The organism is Vreelandella sulfidaeris (genome assembly GCF_042429665.1).
Classification (GTDB): Bacteria; Pseudomonadota; Gammaproteobacteria; order Pseudomonadales; family Halomonadaceae; genus Vreelandella.
The window spans coordinates 156,623-170,213 of sequence record NZ_JBHMAC010000012.1; the positions used below are offsets into that span (position 1 = coordinate 156,623).

19 protein-coding genes are annotated in these 13,591 nt (G+C 55.8%); 1 reads left to right on the plus strand and 18 read right to left on the minus strand.

The genetic code is table 11. The features are described from left to right. Positions 1-7: 7 nt before the first annotated feature. The 14 genes from ACFFLD_RS14415 to ACFFLD_RS14480 form a co-directional block, all read right to left on the minus strand. Positions 8-2,620 carry a TraG/VirB4 family ATPase gene (locus ACFFLD_RS14415; RefSeq protein ID WP_240719807.1) on the minus strand — a complete coding sequence of 871 codons (2,613 nt, stop codon included), beginning with the start codon at positions 2,618-2,620 and terminating at the stop codon, positions 8-10. 1 nt (position 2,621) lies between these two features. Continuing rightward, positions 2,622-3,119 (minus strand): TraV family lipoprotein, encoded by a 498-nt coding sequence (locus ACFFLD_RS14420; RefSeq protein ID WP_240719805.1) that lies wholly within the window; start codon positions 3,117-3,119, stop codon positions 2,622-2,624. A gap of 4 nt (positions 3,120-3,123) precedes the next feature. Beyond that, a complete protein-coding gene (locus ACFFLD_RS14425; protein ID WP_240719803.1) occupies positions 3,124-4,611 on the minus strand; it encodes a TrbI/VirB10 family protein in 1,488 nt (495 codons plus the stop codon). Further along, a complete protein-coding gene (locus ACFFLD_RS14430) occupies positions 4,604-5,296 on the minus strand; it encodes a TraK domain-containing protein (protein ID WP_240719801.1) in 693 nt (230 codons plus the stop codon). Before ACFFLD_RS14430 ends, ACFFLD_RS14425 begins: the two co-directional genes overlap by 8 nt. Next, positions 5,293-5,850: a TraE/TraK family type IV conjugative transfer system protein gene (locus ACFFLD_RS14435; RefSeq protein ID WP_035557829.1), complete on the minus strand. Its 558-nt coding sequence runs from the start codon at positions 5,848-5,850 to the stop codon at positions 5,293-5,295. The genes ACFFLD_RS14430 and ACFFLD_RS14435 overlap by 4 nt, the downstream gene beginning before the upstream one ends. Continuing rightward, on the minus strand, positions 5,850-6,143 hold the full coding sequence (traL, locus tag ACFFLD_RS14440) for a type IV conjugative transfer system protein TraL (RefSeq protein ID WP_008958346.1): 294 nt from the start codon (positions 6,141-6,143) through the stop codon (positions 5,850-5,852). The genes ACFFLD_RS14435 and traL overlap by 1 nt, the downstream gene beginning before the upstream one ends. 17 nt (positions 6,144-6,160) lie before the next feature. Continuing rightward, the gene (locus tag ACFFLD_RS14445; RefSeq protein ID WP_035557825.1) at positions 6,161-6,523 is read right to left on the minus strand and encodes a TrbC/VirB2 family protein; all 363 of its coding nucleotides are present in this window, start codon (positions 6,521-6,523) and stop codon (positions 6,161-6,163) included. After that, positions 6,520-6,933 carry a lytic transglycosylase domain-containing protein gene (locus tag ACFFLD_RS14450; protein WP_045812323.1) on the minus strand — a complete coding sequence of 138 codons (414 nt, stop codon included), beginning with the start codon at positions 6,931-6,933 and terminating at the stop codon, positions 6,520-6,522. Before ACFFLD_RS14450 ends, ACFFLD_RS14445 begins: the two co-directional genes overlap by 4 nt. A 10-nt stretch (positions 6,934-6,943) precedes the next feature. Next, positions 6,944-7,723 carry a hypothetical protein gene (locus ACFFLD_RS14455; protein ID WP_035557823.1) on the minus strand — a complete coding sequence of 260 codons (780 nt, stop codon included), beginning with the start codon at positions 7,721-7,723 and terminating at the stop codon, positions 6,944-6,946. Then, the gene (locus ACFFLD_RS14460) at positions 7,720-8,364 is read right to left on the minus strand and encodes an OmpA family protein (RefSeq protein ID WP_240719799.1); all 645 of its coding nucleotides are present in this window, start codon (positions 8,362-8,364) and stop codon (positions 7,720-7,722) included. Before ACFFLD_RS14460 ends, ACFFLD_RS14455 begins: the two co-directional genes overlap by 4 nt. Next, entirely contained in the window at positions 8,364-8,972 is a 609-nt protein-coding gene (locus tag ACFFLD_RS14465; RefSeq protein ID WP_386036716.1) for a hypothetical protein, read from the minus strand. The genes ACFFLD_RS14460 and ACFFLD_RS14465 overlap by 1 nt, the downstream gene beginning before the upstream one ends. Then, positions 8,969-9,277 (minus strand): hypothetical protein, encoded by a 309-nt coding sequence (locus ACFFLD_RS14470; RefSeq protein WP_386036719.1) that lies wholly within the window; start codon positions 9,275-9,277, stop codon positions 8,969-8,971. Before ACFFLD_RS14470 ends, ACFFLD_RS14465 begins: the two co-directional genes overlap by 4 nt. Before the next feature lie 172 nt (positions 9,278-9,449). Then, positions 9,450-9,668 (minus strand): hypothetical protein, encoded by a 219-nt coding sequence (locus tag ACFFLD_RS14475; RefSeq protein ID WP_127062877.1) that lies wholly within the window; start codon positions 9,666-9,668, stop codon positions 9,450-9,452. Between the two features lie 84 nt (positions 9,669-9,752). Then, complete coding sequence (locus ACFFLD_RS14480; protein ID WP_386036723.1) at positions 9,753-11,411, minus strand: DUF4942 domain-containing protein; 1,659 nt, start codon at positions 11,409-11,411, stop codon at positions 9,753-9,755. A 169-nt stretch (positions 11,412-11,580) separates the two neighbouring features. On the opposite strand from ACFFLD_RS14480, the gene ACFFLD_RS14485 reads away from it, so the two are divergent. Further along, positions 11,581-11,898 (plus strand): hypothetical protein, encoded by a 318-nt coding sequence (locus tag ACFFLD_RS14485; RefSeq protein ID WP_240719793.1) that lies wholly within the window; start codon positions 11,581-11,583, stop codon positions 11,896-11,898. A gap of 95 nt (positions 11,899-11,993) precedes the next feature. On the opposite strand, the gene ACFFLD_RS14490 is transcribed toward ACFFLD_RS14485, so the two are convergent. Genes ACFFLD_RS14490 through ACFFLD_RS14505 form a run of 4 tightly spaced genes read right to left on the minus strand, consistent with a single transcriptional unit; the run spans position 11,994 to position 13,383 of the window. Continuing rightward, positions 11,994-12,362, minus strand: a complete 369-nt coding sequence (locus ACFFLD_RS14490) for a hypothetical protein (RefSeq protein ID WP_240719791.1) — start codon at positions 12,360-12,362, stop codon at positions 11,994-11,996. 7 nt (positions 12,363-12,369) lie between these two features. Next, positions 12,370-12,852 (minus strand): PH domain-containing protein, encoded by a 483-nt coding sequence (locus tag ACFFLD_RS14495; RefSeq protein ID WP_240719790.1) that lies wholly within the window; start codon positions 12,850-12,852, stop codon positions 12,370-12,372. A gap of 5 nt (positions 12,853-12,857) precedes the next feature. After that, on the minus strand, positions 12,858-13,178 hold the full coding sequence (locus ACFFLD_RS14500) for a hypothetical protein (protein ID WP_240719789.1): 321 nt from the start codon (positions 13,176-13,178) through the stop codon (positions 12,858-12,860). Continuing rightward, complete coding sequence (locus tag ACFFLD_RS14505; protein ID WP_240719788.1) at positions 13,162-13,383, minus strand: hypothetical protein; 222 nt, start codon at positions 13,381-13,383, stop codon at positions 13,162-13,164. The genes ACFFLD_RS14500 and ACFFLD_RS14505 overlap by 17 nt, the downstream gene beginning before the upstream one ends. Positions 13,384-13,591 lie beyond the last annotated feature (208 nt).

Genomic DNA, 13,591 nt, shown 5'->3' on the forward strand with positions numbered 1-13,591 from the left:
GCCAAGCCTACCCTTGCCCCTCGGCCAGCATGCGGATGGCCTCCTGCGTGTTGTAGCCCGCTGAAGTGAGCTTCATCAGGCGTGCCTGGTCCTTGGGATTGGTCGAATATAGGAAGTAGGAGTAAGGATCGACCACAAAGCGGAAAAGGCCACCCCCGCTCTCGTGCTTGACGAAGACCTCCGAATAGCCGGCACCGGGCTTCACACCGCGCAGCATATCGAATAGGAATTCGTCTTCGCCGCCCAGCTTTCCGTTTTTCTGTGCGTAGTCGAGCGAGGGACCCGACTGCTTGAGCACAAACGTCCAAGGTGCATTGTCGAAGGCAGCCTGAGCGGCCGGCGACAGGTCGGTATCCTTGAAGCCCTGTGTAATGAAACCGGCACTGCCGTAATACTTACGGATGCGCCGGAAGGCGGTTTCGATAAACTTCCCGCTTTTCGGGTCCGCGAGTAGATCCCATGCCTCATCGATCAGCATCATTTTCGGGATGTTGCGTGGGCGCAGATACATGTCCCGCGTCGTCCGAGCCATCAGGAGTGTCATGACCACATTCCGAAGCTCACGATCGACGTTTAGCTCTTCCAGCTCGAGTATGGTGAACTCATTGGAAAGATCCAGCTGGGGCTCACCGTTGAACCATGCGGCATGCCGACCTACGGCATACGGCTCCAACTGCAACGCAATACTCTTGGCCACCGGATCACTGTCTGCCCGGGACTCAAGCCACTGATAGACATGCTTGGTTTCCATGACCTCGCCATGTTTATCGTGCGCCTCAAGGATGCCTTTTTCGATCAACTGGTATTCGTAGTTGTCGGGCTCACCTAGGGGGAACGCCATCTGAGATATGGCATCCTTCAGCACCGGGATCATTTCTGCGATCTCGCTGCCACCTTCATCATCGTCGTAACGCTGCTTGCCTTTGATACCCCAGAATGGGTTAAGTGAGACCGGATGGTTAGGATCAAACCTCAGTTCCTGACCGCCCAGCAGTTCACACAGCTCCTTATAAGAGCCGCCCACGTCAATGATACGGACCACGCCATCACGACAGCGCATGTCGGTAACGAATTCGTTGGCAAGGAATGACTTACCCGCACCCGAGGTCGCGATCACCGAAAAATTGTATGAGGTGGCCGAATCGAAAATGTCGATACACGACATTTGACCGCGGCGAGAAACCAGCAACAGTCCGTTTGCGTAGAGGTAAGGGTTCCCCTGTGGGTCTTTGCGTACTACTGGCCCGTTACCGCCCCAATCGCCCTGGCAGATTGAGGCGCAAGCGCCGTTTAGGCTGGACACCATCTGTGCCCGCTGAAGGCCTGATGTAGGCTTGTCCATGCGTGGGTTGTAGCCCCATGGCAAAGACGACAACCAGATAGGCAGCGAGATATAGCGTTCACGCGAGGCTCTGAAGCCTGCTTTCCGCCACAACGAGGAAAGATAGTCAGCGTCGGAGGCTGCGCGCTCGGGTTCGGTGATGATATTGATCCCCGACCACATGCGTACCGGGCAGTAGTTTGAGCGAGTATCGTTGAGCAGCTGCTGGGTATCTCTACGCCGCGTGAAGAGGTGAGGCATCATCCCCTTGTACCACTCGGAATCACTCATGCATTGCTTTGAGATCATGCCCATTCGCATGGTGATGTCATCACGAGCCTTTTCGGTGTTCGGCTTGTAGATGGTGGTATACATCCAGTAGGCCGGCGCGATCCGATCGGTCGCCGACTTCAACTCCCCAAGCATGTCACCTGTCATGTAGAGACGCAGGTAGTCCGGGTAGGTGTCGATGGTCAAAGGGACAACATCCACCTCCCTTTCATTGTCGCTAAACTGGACTGCACCCGAGGACTTCACTCGAATGCGTGTGCGCTTATCGAAAATGGAATCAATGAAGTGACCACCTTCCTCCTCCAGGCGTTGAAGCTCCCCTGGCACCATTTGTGGGTTGGCTATGCGGCGCAGCACACGTCGCGTACCCAATTCGTTCATCAGGGCAGGGGACAGGCCCATAGAGCTGAATGTCCCCATCACCGACTGCCGGAATTCGTCGCACATGTGCCGCCATGAACGAATCTCTTCAGCATGCTCTGGATCACCGCCAAAGGTCATGGTGAAAAAGGCGAAGTAATGCACCTCCCGGGGATATAGACGCTCATTCGGTAGGAGGCTTTTGTTCCCGGCCGCGGCGTCAAGCATGTGCTTGCTACGGCGCTCTACCAGCTCTTGGAGCATAGGGTCTTTGCAGTAACGTAACCGCCGTGCCTGCCAGGTATTTATCCGGTCCTCAATGGCCGGCGAACTATGGGCGACGAACTGGATAACCGTGTCCGCTGGCGCTCGCGTAATCAGCGACTCGATTTGCTCCTCGATGTCCTTGCCAGCCACCATCAATGGCGCAAACTGGACGCCGAAGCCAAGCTGAGGATGTTTACCATCATCCCGGACACAGTAGTTATCTTCATAGTCGATGTAGGGGAGCAGGCTCGCGGGATCATCCCGCTCAGTCAGCGCCTCGGCTGCCTGGAGGGGGAGGGCGCGATCGCCATAATCGGGAGCGCCCTGCTGGATCATGCGGCGCACTTGGTGCCGCATACGAGTCATCGCGGTTATCTTCATATCAATTCTCCGGGACGATCTGCATTAGCGGCTGAATGCGATAAGGATTCACGCTGGCGTCTTGCCCTCTCGGCGCGATGTGTTGAACACCCGGAGAAGGTCCGATCATGCCTGCCCCAATGCCATCGTCACGCAGCTGGCCATAACTCCACTCATCGGGCAGAGTCACATACAGGTACTCGCCCGATCGTAGAATGCCGTCATCACCGCGCCATGGCGCCACCCAGATACGCACCGGTTTACCTGGCTGGTAGACAGGCATATCGGTTAGGCCTCCCCCGCTATAGGGTCGCCATTGCTCGATCTTTTCTTCTTCAGCTTCTGAGCCATCCTTACGGCCCTCCATCACTGTTTCAGAGGAACCACTATTTGCCACCGCAGCTTCATAAACATCGCCGGTACCGACACACTCGCTTCCCAGCTCACAATCATGCTGGACAGTGGCACAGCCACCGAGGAACAGCAGGGCGGTCAAGGGGATCATCAACTTCAAGCTCATCGTATTAGCCCTCGCTCGGCATCTTGTCGGACAGCTCGTAGGCTTCCCACTCGAGCTTCTGGCCTTCCTGGATTACAACAGTGCCGCGGCGCCCTGATGGAACCTCGATCACCGGGAACATGGATTCAGCCTCTTCGATGTAACGCTCTGCCAGTATCTCCATCGCGCGGCCAGCACCGCCGTACATGCCAACCTCGGCGACACTGTTCGGGTCGATGGTGGTGACAACGCCGCTGCCTGTGACAGCCGATTCAGCACCTTGAGCTGCTGTTGCCGCAATGCTGCTGGCGCCTTCTGCGAAGCCAGCAAGCATGGCCTTACCCAGCAGGGCGCCAGCACGTCGCTCAACTTTGCCGCGAAGCCCCAGACGGCCATCCGAGTCCACGATGTAGCCATTGATTGGAGACTCAAGCATCATTCCAGTCCGTGTATCGACACAGGAAATACGAGAGACGTTGATATGCGCTCGCTCGCTCGACAAATCACCGTAGCCACCGCCCATACCAAAGCAGTCAGCGAGGCGATACCGCGCACTGCCAGGTAGGAATGCATCGTTTTGAATGCGGAATAGCACCGGCTGAGGGTTGTTGCGGGTACGCTCGGCAGCGCCAAAGTCAGCGCCAGTCAACATTGCCACCTCAGAGAACGACCCCATAGGGAGGAACCCAGCTTTAGGTGGCCCCAGATCCTCTTCTTCGTCATCCTGCTGAGCCGCTTCATTACGTAAGATGCGAGCGCTGGACTCACCACTTGAGCCATTGAGTACGATCGGGTCAGCCGGTCCTTCTTCCTTCTGGAGCTGTGGAAACTGTGAAGGAATGACGCCGCCCTGTGTCGACGATTGTTGCCTCGGGGGTAAACCGGCACGGCCAGAGTCACCATCTCGACGCGCTACCGGGGGCGGAGGTACCGCGCCAGCGTCGTCGCCTCGGGGGGGGCGAAGATAGTCAGACGGGGCACGGTTGGCGTCGGTGCTTCTGTTTGAAGATGTGCCAATGCGAACCTCACTGGTGCCATCATCTCCGCTAGAAATATCGGCTAGTCGTGTGCGCAGCGACTCCATGGTTTCCCGCGTTTGCTCGCGTTCGGATTCCATGCCAGCCTGCATTTCTTCGAGCTGCGCCTGAAGTCGTGCATCCCTCTGCTCTTGACTCTCGCGCTGGTCTGCCAATTCTTCATGAGCCTCCCTTAACTGTTGTTGAAGTCGGGAAATAGTGACTTCCTCCCCATGCCGTGTATCCGGCGTGGTGTCCATAAATTCCGGGGGAGGGGGCGCTTTATTGCTACTGTTGTCTCGTGCGCTAATAGCGTTACTTGCCACAAGCCAGATGACTAGGCAGGCCCCACCACCATATAGAAGCCACTTTCTTCCCTGCGCTCGCTCCAACAGGCTCTGAGAGACTACCTTGGACTTAGCTCGGGCCTTGGCCACCCTAGAAGGCTTGTCCTGGCCCGATTCATTCGGCTGCTGGTTGTTCTGATCTTCAGCCACGGTCAACCTCCACGACGATCATTCGGGGCTGATCGCGCTCACTTACCGTGTCCCCTTCCAAGGAAACAGCAACGACGCCATCGCGGTAGAAGTCACGAGGCTCGACTTCAAGGGAGGTATCAGAAGACAGCCGGTAAATATTCACGACATGGCCGGAACCACGGTACTGGGTTTCCGCTGTGAGCTTGAGCGTGCCGCCATTAGGCATTTCAAGTCGGGCACTAGGCGGGGCGCCAGCCGGCTCAAACCCGCTAGGGCGAGCCCCCTGGAAAGCGGACAGGATAGTGTCAGCAATCCAACGATCCTTGGGCCGGCTTTCCCTTTCGGGCTCTGCGGATAGGTCAGGGGCGTTTCGATACCGGAACACCTGGGCATCGATGCCGCTTTCCGGCTCTAGCTTCACCGTGAAGGCCTCGCCGCTTCGCAGCTGGATGAAGATAGAGAACGGGTCGGCTTCGTCTGCAGGACGGATGAGGAGACCACGTTTGCCATCAGTCGGCACAGGGTTGTCACGCAACTCGGCCTCGGGGGGGATAACAATCGTAGAGTACGGCTCTGGGAATACCAGCCGGTTATAAGCATCGGTGGATACAACCACCTTCTGGACATCATCGCTGGCGCTGACAAAGGTGGCGACGGCAAGCGCCGCCACCATGACCAGCCCCTGCATCTTAGGCTTTTTCATTCGTCCTCCAAAGAGAAACCAGCGACATACGGAACGCCACCGCTGAAGGAATAGCGGACACGGTAAGCAATCGGTTCGTCTTCGATCTGTTCGGTGCCATGCCAAGCCCGCAAGCGCCCATAAACTCGCACTGTGCCGTCTAGGACTTGGGTCCCTTCAATGAACAAGGCCTGGGTACGCTCAGATTTCTCCAGGTCTGGAATCCGTGCTTGTAGATCATTGCCGACCTTGGCATAGAGGGCCGGCGTCATCCGGTTCTGGAACCGAGCGTATTGGCTTCTCACGTTCCTTGGGGTCCAAGAGCTGTGCAGCTGGGCATCCGCCATGGCTATCTCAGTGAGGTAGCTCGCATCGGTATAACCAGCGCTGGCGCCCACCTCGACCGGCCCATCCACGACGTGCAGGTTGTAGGGAACCAGCCGGGTTGGCATATTGGCGCTGAGCTGGACATAGCTCTGCAAGACATAGATCAGCAACCCAGTCAGGAGCAGGGTGCAGAACATCCAGCCCCTGGCAGCGACCCACTGATTTCGCAATGCATTGAGGTATTTCATCAGCGAATGTACTCCAATCGCATTGGCCTAGGTGCGTATTTGCCAAGCAGCGGGTCTAACTTGAGCCCCATCCGCCACAAGACATGCTGCACTTGTCCCCGCTTCTGGCCGGCACGCATCTTCTTAGCCATCATCATGAGAAAGATCCCCGCAAATAGGCCTGGGATAAAAAACCGCATGATGATGCCCACGCCGATCACCATGATGGCGACAACCACCTCGGTCATCTCCCAGGCGAAGATGGGGATAGGGGCATCAACATCCTGCGGTATCCGATAGGACTCGTTAGACATGACCCGCGACTCCTAACTCAGGTGCCTGAGAACCAGCTGAAGATTTCCTTGATCATGAAGGGGCCGACCGCAAAGGCACCGGCGATCCCTAGACCCAGGAACGCAGGGGCAGCAGATTGACGTCCAAGGCCCACCAGGCAACCGATGATCAGCGCCAGAATGGAAATGCCGATACCGAAGGGCCCATGCGCCAGCTCTTCAACCTTGTCAGCGAAGTCTTCAAAGTCTTCCTGTGCCCATGCTGGCATCGCCAGGAAAGCGGTAGTAGCAACCAACAGTGAGCGCTCTGCTGCTCGCTTCTTGTTCATGCGGAGGCATTCGACTAGATGAGCGAGCTTGCCCTGCTTGGTTGTGGCCTGGGTATCTACGGAAGTAGTCATTGGTACTGATCTCCTAATGTCGCGAGGACTTCGTTTGCGTATTGCTGGCCTGCCGGACTATTCGGCGACCCAGCGTTGTAAGCGGCCAATGCCGCCTCCCACTCGCCGTAGCGCGTGATGTTGTCGTAGAGAATCCACGTCCCTACAGCGAAATTCGTACACTCATTTTCCAACAACTCACGCTCGGTAATTCCCCATTGCTGGAGGTAATTCCGGTTGGTTTCCTGGTCGAGCCACCATGTATTGACTTGCATAGCGCCTAGGTCGTAAGTGCCATTCTTGTTCGGACCTATGCGACCCACTAATTGCCCTCGGCTGCCGCTCTCTTGAAGACGCACTGCCGCGACAATCTCGATGGGTACTTGGTAGTAATCAGCGATTTCAGGGACACAATCAGGTAGGGCAATCATTGACCACCTCCTAGCGCTGTTCTTCAGCCACTGCCGCGGATTCCCCAGCGCCAGCTTCGTCGTTGGTTTCTTCTGGGGTGTTCTGCGCTTCAGGCTTGGCCACATCAAACGGCGTCATCATCCGCTCAGCGACCATGGCAGTGGGGCTGACACGATCCATCACCAGCCCGACCTCCAGACTTTCCTCGAAGCCGCCTTCTGCTCCTGGTTTGGGGATCTTTCGCAATAGGCCGGTAACTCGTCCCTCAACATGAAGGGCGGTGCCGGCCTCGTACTCGACAAGTCGATCGACAACGCGCCCAAAAGCAGCCATGGACACCACGCCGGTATGCTGAAAGGAGCGCCCCAGGTCCGGTCGGTCAGGGCCGATCTGCAGGTACGCTGTGGAGGGTGGTCCCTCCTTCTCGGGAGTTTTCACCCCCCTCAGCAAGCCAATAGCAATGAAACGATTGAAAAGATGTTTTTCGATGTTGCCCTCGATCATCGGGGCAGCCGGCTGGATGTTGTTGGCCACCAACTCGGCACTCAGGTGCTGCTCACCCGTGTGGTGTGCACGGCGCACAATGCCGCCAACATGGCCGAAAATTTCAATGTAAGAATCAACATCCAGCTTGGCTGCGCGATCAGATAGATGATTCGGAATTCGGACAATGATCTGATTTACAGATTGGATTAGGGCTTCTGTGCTTCGCTTGTTCTTACCAACCTTGAGCACCATCAGACCAGAACGACCGCGCTCCTTTGGCGTCTCTTTTCGTAGAATCTGGGCGTGGGCGATAAAGACGTTCATTGGTCTGCCTCCAGGTAAAAAATCTCGGCGCGACGGTTTGCCGCCCGCGCTTCATCAGTCGTGCCGTCAACCAACTTGGGATAGATGCCATGCCCTTCCGTCAGGAACCGGGCCTTTGGCCAAGCCAAATGGAGCTGTCCCGCGATCGCATCAGCGCGGCGCTGTGAGAGTGAAATGTTGTAGGACTCAGGGCCGATATGGTCGGTGTACCCAACAATGAGCACACGGCCAGCCAGGTCTTCTCCTTCCAGGAAGGAAGCCATTTCACGCTGAGAGGTAGGCGTCAGCGTTGTTGAGTCGAACTCGAAATGGAAGCGCGCCAGAGGCACAGACTCCATGGCGTCCTTGTAGTCATCCAGCATTGAGGCATGGCGCTGCTGCCAATAGGCCTCGTCGTAAACGGTGCCGCCGTAAGCGTAGCGATCAAGCCCCTGGCCAGCCCCGTAGTACCAGTTGGTGGTACGGGTCGCGTTGACCCCTTGAAGCGTATAGGCAGGGATCACCACATGCCGACTGGTCATCGTGTTATACGATTCAGGTAGCGTTGACGTGCGTGCGTGCTCCAGAGCCGGAGGATGTGCTGCACAGCCAGCGAGAACAGCTGTCAGCGCGACAGCAAGCACAGGGTTTCGCAGTGTCATCAAAGGTTCTCCAGGTACTTGATTACCGCCTCGGCCCTCTCGGCAACGTCTCCCGACAGGCTCAATAGCTTCACTTCAGAACGAGACACAGCGACAAAGGCAGGGTACTCACGAAGACCTGCCCGACCAGCAAGCCTCGCTGCTCGCTCAATCGCCTCGACAGAGCTGGGATCGCTGATATGGTCGTCCGCAAACTCGTTCCACCGAACTTGGGGAACATGCAATTGGAGGTGCGCCAGCACATCGTCATAGTCCTTGAGGGGAACCCCGGTTTCGCCAGCCGTGAGAAAGGCTTTGCGAACGTCATTGGCGACCCCTGGAATAGAACGAGATGCGTAATAAGCGCGTTCGCGCCATGCTCGTTTAAGGCCGGTATGGGAAGGCAGGGGAGCATAGCGGTACTCCAGGCCCGCCGCTTCGACGGCTGCCTGAATAGAAGAGTGGTGTTTGTCCATGGCCTGGCAGTGCGGGCAATCGAAGCTGGCAAACTCAACCAGCGCCAGAGGCTGATCATTTCCGGCATGAGCGCCAGCAGCGAGCCCCAAGGTGGCCACGGTGACACCGAGAATTCTACGGATGGGGTGTAGCAGGCGGGTAGGGGAAATCATTGGTCGCTCTCCCCCGACTGATCACTAGATTCGTTACCTTGGTGGCTTTCGATCCAGGTGTCTTCGTGCAGCAAGCGCCACACGGTAAAGCGACAAGCATAGTCAGCTGATTCAAACGCCTCATGCACCGATTCCTGTTGCTTAGGAAAGGTTAGCTGCGTCAGTGAAGTTGCCACATTGCCAAACCAAAGAACGGGCTGACAGGTTCGCTCAATTCGAGCTTCTGAATCGGTCGCCAGGACAATCCATGCGACCCAAACTAATATGGCCACGCCAATAAGCGTGCTGCCTCGCATCGCCATCATCTCAATTCCGCCTCCCAGCGGTGCTCTCTCATAGGTGCCCTTATTGGGCCTCGCAGGTAGATAGGGCAGCCACTGACACTTAACCGGGGGAAGTAGAGATTTTTTTGCGCGAGTCGCTTTGCTGGCGCATGCCAAGGCTTAGAGGGAGAAGAAAACGACTATCGAGGGAGGCTTAGAACAGGGAGAGCTGGGTTTCTTGAGATTGAGGAGAGGGGGAGGCGCTGCTTTGCTCATTATCGGCTTTCAAATACTCTCCAGAGGCATCATCAACACCAGCGAGCCACGCCATATCCTCAGGCGACCAAGGACGATAAGGAGAGGGCTGATAGTTGCCCAGCGTTTTGTGTATTTCATGAGACAGGAGGTAAGCCTCGTAGCACCCTTGATCCATTACCTTTCCGTTAGGATGTGTTTTCGGAATGCTAACCCAAATGCTAAAGCTGGCGCGATCGCATCGACCGCGCTAGCTTACTTCTTACTGGGCGGGCTTATCAGCCACCAGGATAGTCACGTTTACGCCAGTCCCAGCGAACTCACCCTGATAGCTAGCAGTCCATTCCACCTCCCAGCCCGGCAGTAGATCCTTGTCGAGCATGCTGCCGGGGAGGATAGCCACAAGGCGCCCGCCAGGAGCTAGACAACTCGCTGCGGCTTCAAGATGATGCAGGGCTCGACCTTTGCTGTACGGAGGGTTCATGACTATTTTGGTGTAGCTTCTGGCCGTATTTGCCCACTCCAGAAAGTCGGCTTGATGGCAGCGAAACCCCTTCGCCGCTAGCACCTTGCAATGCAGCGGTGCCAGCTCGACACAGGTAGTCCGATCTTTGGGAAGCATATCAGCAATATGGCCCTGGCCAGCACTTGGCTCCAGCACCGTATCCTGGTCGTTGATCTCGGCCAATTCTACGACCTCATACGCCAAGCGCTCCGGGGTAGGGTAATACTGGTGGCTCTTATGGTCAGGGATGCAACCACTGGCAACAATCTCATCCAAAATCGGCTTGGTGTGGTAGTCGAACTCGAACCACGACACTGCGCCGTTATCACTGAATACCTTAACCCCACCGATGGCCTTGAGCACCTGCTCAGCCTCAGCCAACGCTACCTTATCCTTCACTCCATAATCGAACTCAATCGCCCAAGGGTTTTCTGTCTTCGGCGACCGTGTTTCGAGATGTCGAAGGTGGCTAGGGCAGCGGGTAGGGACGCTGCGCATGGAACCGAGTAAATTGATGACCGCAAATTGAAGTGGGCGATCCATTAGCACAAAGTCTTTAGGCTTGCGCTTAGGCGGGGTGCGGAACTGGGAAGGAATTGCTGTCGGGTGTAAATGCGCCAGCACTTGGTTTAGGCGAAAAGCGATTTCGGGGTGTACCTCAAAATGCGCCGTGCCTTTTTTAAAGACCTTCAGGTACAGAGCGCCACCATCAACCATAAACCGCTTGCCTGGGGTGCGCCGTGCAATATCAATCAATCGGCTAGTGGCCTGCCAGTTTGGTTCATCCCGGCCCATAAATTTAGCAATGACTGAGCGAAGGTCATTGATATGGCCTGCCTGATCATGATTCACCGTCTCATAGGAAGTGACGACATAATTGAGGATCATCCGTTTGTAGAAACCTTCAGGCCGATTGGTAACATGCTCACGGCTTAGGGCACGGAATATACCGTCGACACGCTCAGCTAGGAAGGTGCCGCGCATCATTAGCAGCTCGGTCAGGGTTGCCCTTACGGTTTCCTCAGTGAAGTCAGGGGTTTTCATCTCGTTAATCTGCTCCCACCACTCGCTACGGCGAGTCTGAGGCATGAAGTCGAGAACATCGGTCATCTTCAAGGCCCGGTCCCAATATTCAGCGTTCAGCGCTGCGAACGCGCCTTCTTCAATAAAAATATTCTCTGTGGACAGTGATGAGTAACGTGTGTTGTCGTGCTTGCGATTGCCCTGGATGAAGTAGTTGACGACACCTTTACGATCACCATCAAACAGTGCCGCCACTTCTTCCACACGCCTACGCATTGCGTTGTAGCGCCCCACCAGCCCATCGACCATATCTGTCGAGGCCGGGGCGAAGAACTCCCCCATATCTCCAAGATATTCTGTGCTGTCATAGCTATCAATGGCTCCGTGAATCATGGTCCCGTTCCCTATTTAGTGATCTATTACAAGCGAGCTTCCGAGGTGCCTGGCTTCCTGCGTAGGTGACGCCGACCGGCTGCCTTCGTTATGATGTAAACACTTTAATGCAGCATTACTGTTTACGGCAAGTAAAAATGTGTTCAATGCACACTTTTCAGGGGATACCATGTCCACAGATTACATCAGCACTCAACAGCTATACGCGGCGCTGGCAAGGCTTAGAATGAAGGGGCGTGCATGTGATGCAGCTTCAGATGTGATTATGAAGGTGTGCGATACATACGCTAAAGCAGCCAATAAGCATGGCGTGTCCAGAGCTGCTGTTTCTCAGGCAGCAAAGCGAATACAGGCGGAAGTAGATCGGGTGTTCGTGGCAGTCGAGGTGAGATTGCCCAAGGACAAGCTGCTGGCGCTGGATGAATGGCTAGCGAGTCAAGGAGGGGCAAGACTAACCAGCAGCGACGTTGAGAAAGGAGAGCCGTAGCAGGTTAAGGCGGGGAATATTGACAGAAGAAGCGGGCTGGCGAGCCAACCCGCTGCATCACATCCTGGATGAAGGGTCTATTTAGGCCCAGCAAATCACAAAGAGGGGCGGCGCTCGCCTGCTTCGGGCGGTGCATACTGGCTAAGGGTAGCCTCCAACTGCTCGGGTATCTCAAGGCAAGTACGAAGCTCGCATTGAGCATGGATCAGTAGTGCCAGCTTGGGTGTCCACTCAGGAAGCCCGAGATGGCCGACATACTCCTCAGCGACAGGGCCAGCCAGAAACTCAGCCGCAGAGAACTGGTGCTTGAGGTTGTTGCTCTTTAGGTCATCAATCGCTTTCAAAAATACTTGCGTGAGTAACTGGCGGTGGGGCAGCAGCTTCTGCGACTGATGGCAATCGGTCGACACAATGCTCTGGCCCGGGATAAGCACATCAGCAAGTGCGGAAATTTGTGAGTCCATGATCTAACTACTCCTGCCCAGTGCCAGCCGCAAGGCTTTGAAAGTGACTGTTGATTGAAGCCATGACCTTCAACGGGTTGGCCACGCGCTCAAATCGAGCTTCGCTTGTGCCAGTGCCTGCCGCCGACATTTCCACCGTCCCATATCCTAGCAATCGACCCAAGATCGTCTGGTTCACTTCGGTCGAACGAATGTGATGAATAAATAGGGGTGTAACACGCCTGGCAATAATGCCGTGCCGCTCTATCACGCGATCGGGGCCTATGACGTACTCGTGAGCAAGGCGCTGATAGGCGACGTTCAGCAGCCCCCAGGCGGCCAACCCCATCCCTGCCCAGGAAAGGATGTTCGTCAGAGTCTCTGGAGCGTTTGCCCCAGCGAGGGTAAAGGGGGCATGAGGAGCAAAGTGCAATGCTGCCCCCAAGGGTACGAGCAACCAGTGTCCCAGCAGGGCGCGGTGACTGACTCGGAAGGTGGTCTTGCTTATCATGGGTTTCATCTCCCGGCTGCTGCCACCTCCGCTTCTTGCAGTCGGTGGCTCAATTGTGATTCTGCCGTTTCAACGTGGAAAAGCTCGATGCTGCCATCCGGCCAGCGGATCAGGACGAACCCATCTCGAAGCAGGTGGGTTAGAGGGGTAGGGCCAGAGATGACAGGTAACGAAGGGCCTTCGAGTGTGTGGAGTTCCCACCGACTGGCTGAGCGGTCATGAAAAAGAGCCGCGTTGTCAGCGCCACCTGGCCAATCCAGGTCACAGTCGCGTTCAAGACGCCTAACAAGCTGTCTCGCCTGGCGGGAATTACGCGGCCCGCTCATAGGCAACCTCCAGCCCACACACTTTCTTTACAGCACACTCAATTTCTTGGCGCACCCGGTCCATCGTCAGTAACCGCGCCCCCTCCTCATCAATGATCAGCGTCAGTGTTTCGTTGGTTTCGCGCAGGGCCGCCCTATCTACGACAAGTCGTGAGAGTAGGGAAAGCTCGTCGTGCGCGTTCGCAATAAGAGCATCTGAATCCATAATACCAACCTTAATTATACTAGACGACAGTTTTTATCTATGAATATATATGACAATTTATACTGATGCCTCGCCATTACTAATTGCCGTTATTACTGATTTACGGCGCTGCTTTTGCGATGGTTCGGGATTGTTCAGAGAATACTTTGTCTGGAAATGCTTCGCAGAGTTTTAAATATAAAACGTCGTATGGTATAAATTATTTATC

What these genes read in the sequence shown, in the direction of transcription:
- ACFFLD_RS14415 (WP_240719807.1), bottom strand. Translation starts at nt 2,620, where the DNA reads ATGAAGATAACCGCGATGACTCGTATGCGGCACCAAGTGCGCCGCATG.
- ACFFLD_RS14420 (WP_240719805.1), bottom strand. Translation starts at nt 3,119, where the DNA reads ATGAGCTTGAAGTTGATGATCCCCTTGACCGCCCTGCTGTTCCTCGGT.
- ACFFLD_RS14430 (WP_240719801.1), bottom strand. Translation starts at nt 5,296, where the DNA reads ATGAAAAAGCCTAAGATGCAGGGGCTGGTCATGGTGGCGGCGCTTGCC.
- ACFFLD_RS14435 (WP_035557829.1), bottom strand. Translation starts at nt 5,850, where the DNA reads ATGAAATACCTCAATGCATTGCGAAATCAGTGGGTCGCTGCCAGGGGC.
- traL (WP_008958346.1), bottom strand. Translation starts at nt 6,143, where the DNA reads ATGTCTAACGAGTCCTATCGGATACCGCAGGATGTTGATGCCCCTATC.
- ACFFLD_RS14445 (WP_035557825.1), bottom strand. Translation starts at nt 6,523, where the DNA reads ATGACTACTTCCGTAGATACCCAGGCCACAACCAAGCAGGGCAAGCTC.
- ACFFLD_RS14450 (WP_045812323.1), bottom strand. Translation starts at nt 6,933, where the DNA reads ATGATTGCCCTACCTGATTGTGTCCCTGAAATCGCTGATTACTACCAA.
- ACFFLD_RS14455 (WP_035557823.1), bottom strand. Translation starts at nt 7,723, where the DNA reads ATGAACGTCTTTATCGCCCACGCCCAGATTCTACGAAAAGAGACGCCA.
- ACFFLD_RS14460 (WP_240719799.1), bottom strand. Translation starts at nt 8,364, where the DNA reads ATGACACTGCGAAACCCTGTGCTTGCTGTCGCGCTGACAGCTGTTCTC.
- ACFFLD_RS14465 (WP_386036716.1), bottom strand. Translation starts at nt 8,972, where the DNA reads ATGATTTCCCCTACCCGCCTGCTACACCCCATCCGTAGAATTCTCGGT.
- ACFFLD_RS14470 (WP_386036719.1), bottom strand. Translation starts at nt 9,277, where the DNA reads ATGATGGCGATGCGAGGCAGCACGCTTATTGGCGTGGCCATATTAGTT.
- ACFFLD_RS14475 (WP_127062877.1), bottom strand. Translation starts at nt 9,668, where the DNA reads ATGGATCAAGGGTGCTACGAGGCTTACCTCCTGTCTCATGAAATACAC.
- ACFFLD_RS14480 (WP_386036723.1), bottom strand. Translation starts at nt 11,411, where the DNA reads ATGATTCACGGAGCCATTGATAGCTATGACAGCACAGAATATCTTGGA.
- ACFFLD_RS14485 (WP_240719793.1), top strand. Translation starts at nt 11,581, where the DNA reads ATGTCCACAGATTACATCAGCACTCAACAGCTATACGCGGCGCTGGCA.
- ACFFLD_RS14490 (WP_240719791.1), bottom strand. Translation starts at nt 12,362, where the DNA reads ATGGACTCACAAATTTCCGCACTTGCTGATGTGCTTATCCCGGGCCAG.
- ACFFLD_RS14495 (WP_240719790.1), bottom strand. Translation starts at nt 12,852, where the DNA reads ATGATAAGCAAGACCACCTTCCGAGTCAGTCACCGCGCCCTGCTGGGA.
- ACFFLD_RS14500 (WP_240719789.1), bottom strand. Translation starts at nt 13,178, where the DNA reads ATGAGCGGGCCGCGTAATTCCCGCCAGGCGAGACAGCTTGTTAGGCGT.
- ACFFLD_RS14505 (WP_240719788.1), bottom strand. Translation starts at nt 13,383, where the DNA reads ATGGATTCAGATGCTCTTATTGCGAACGCGCACGACGAGCTTTCCCTA.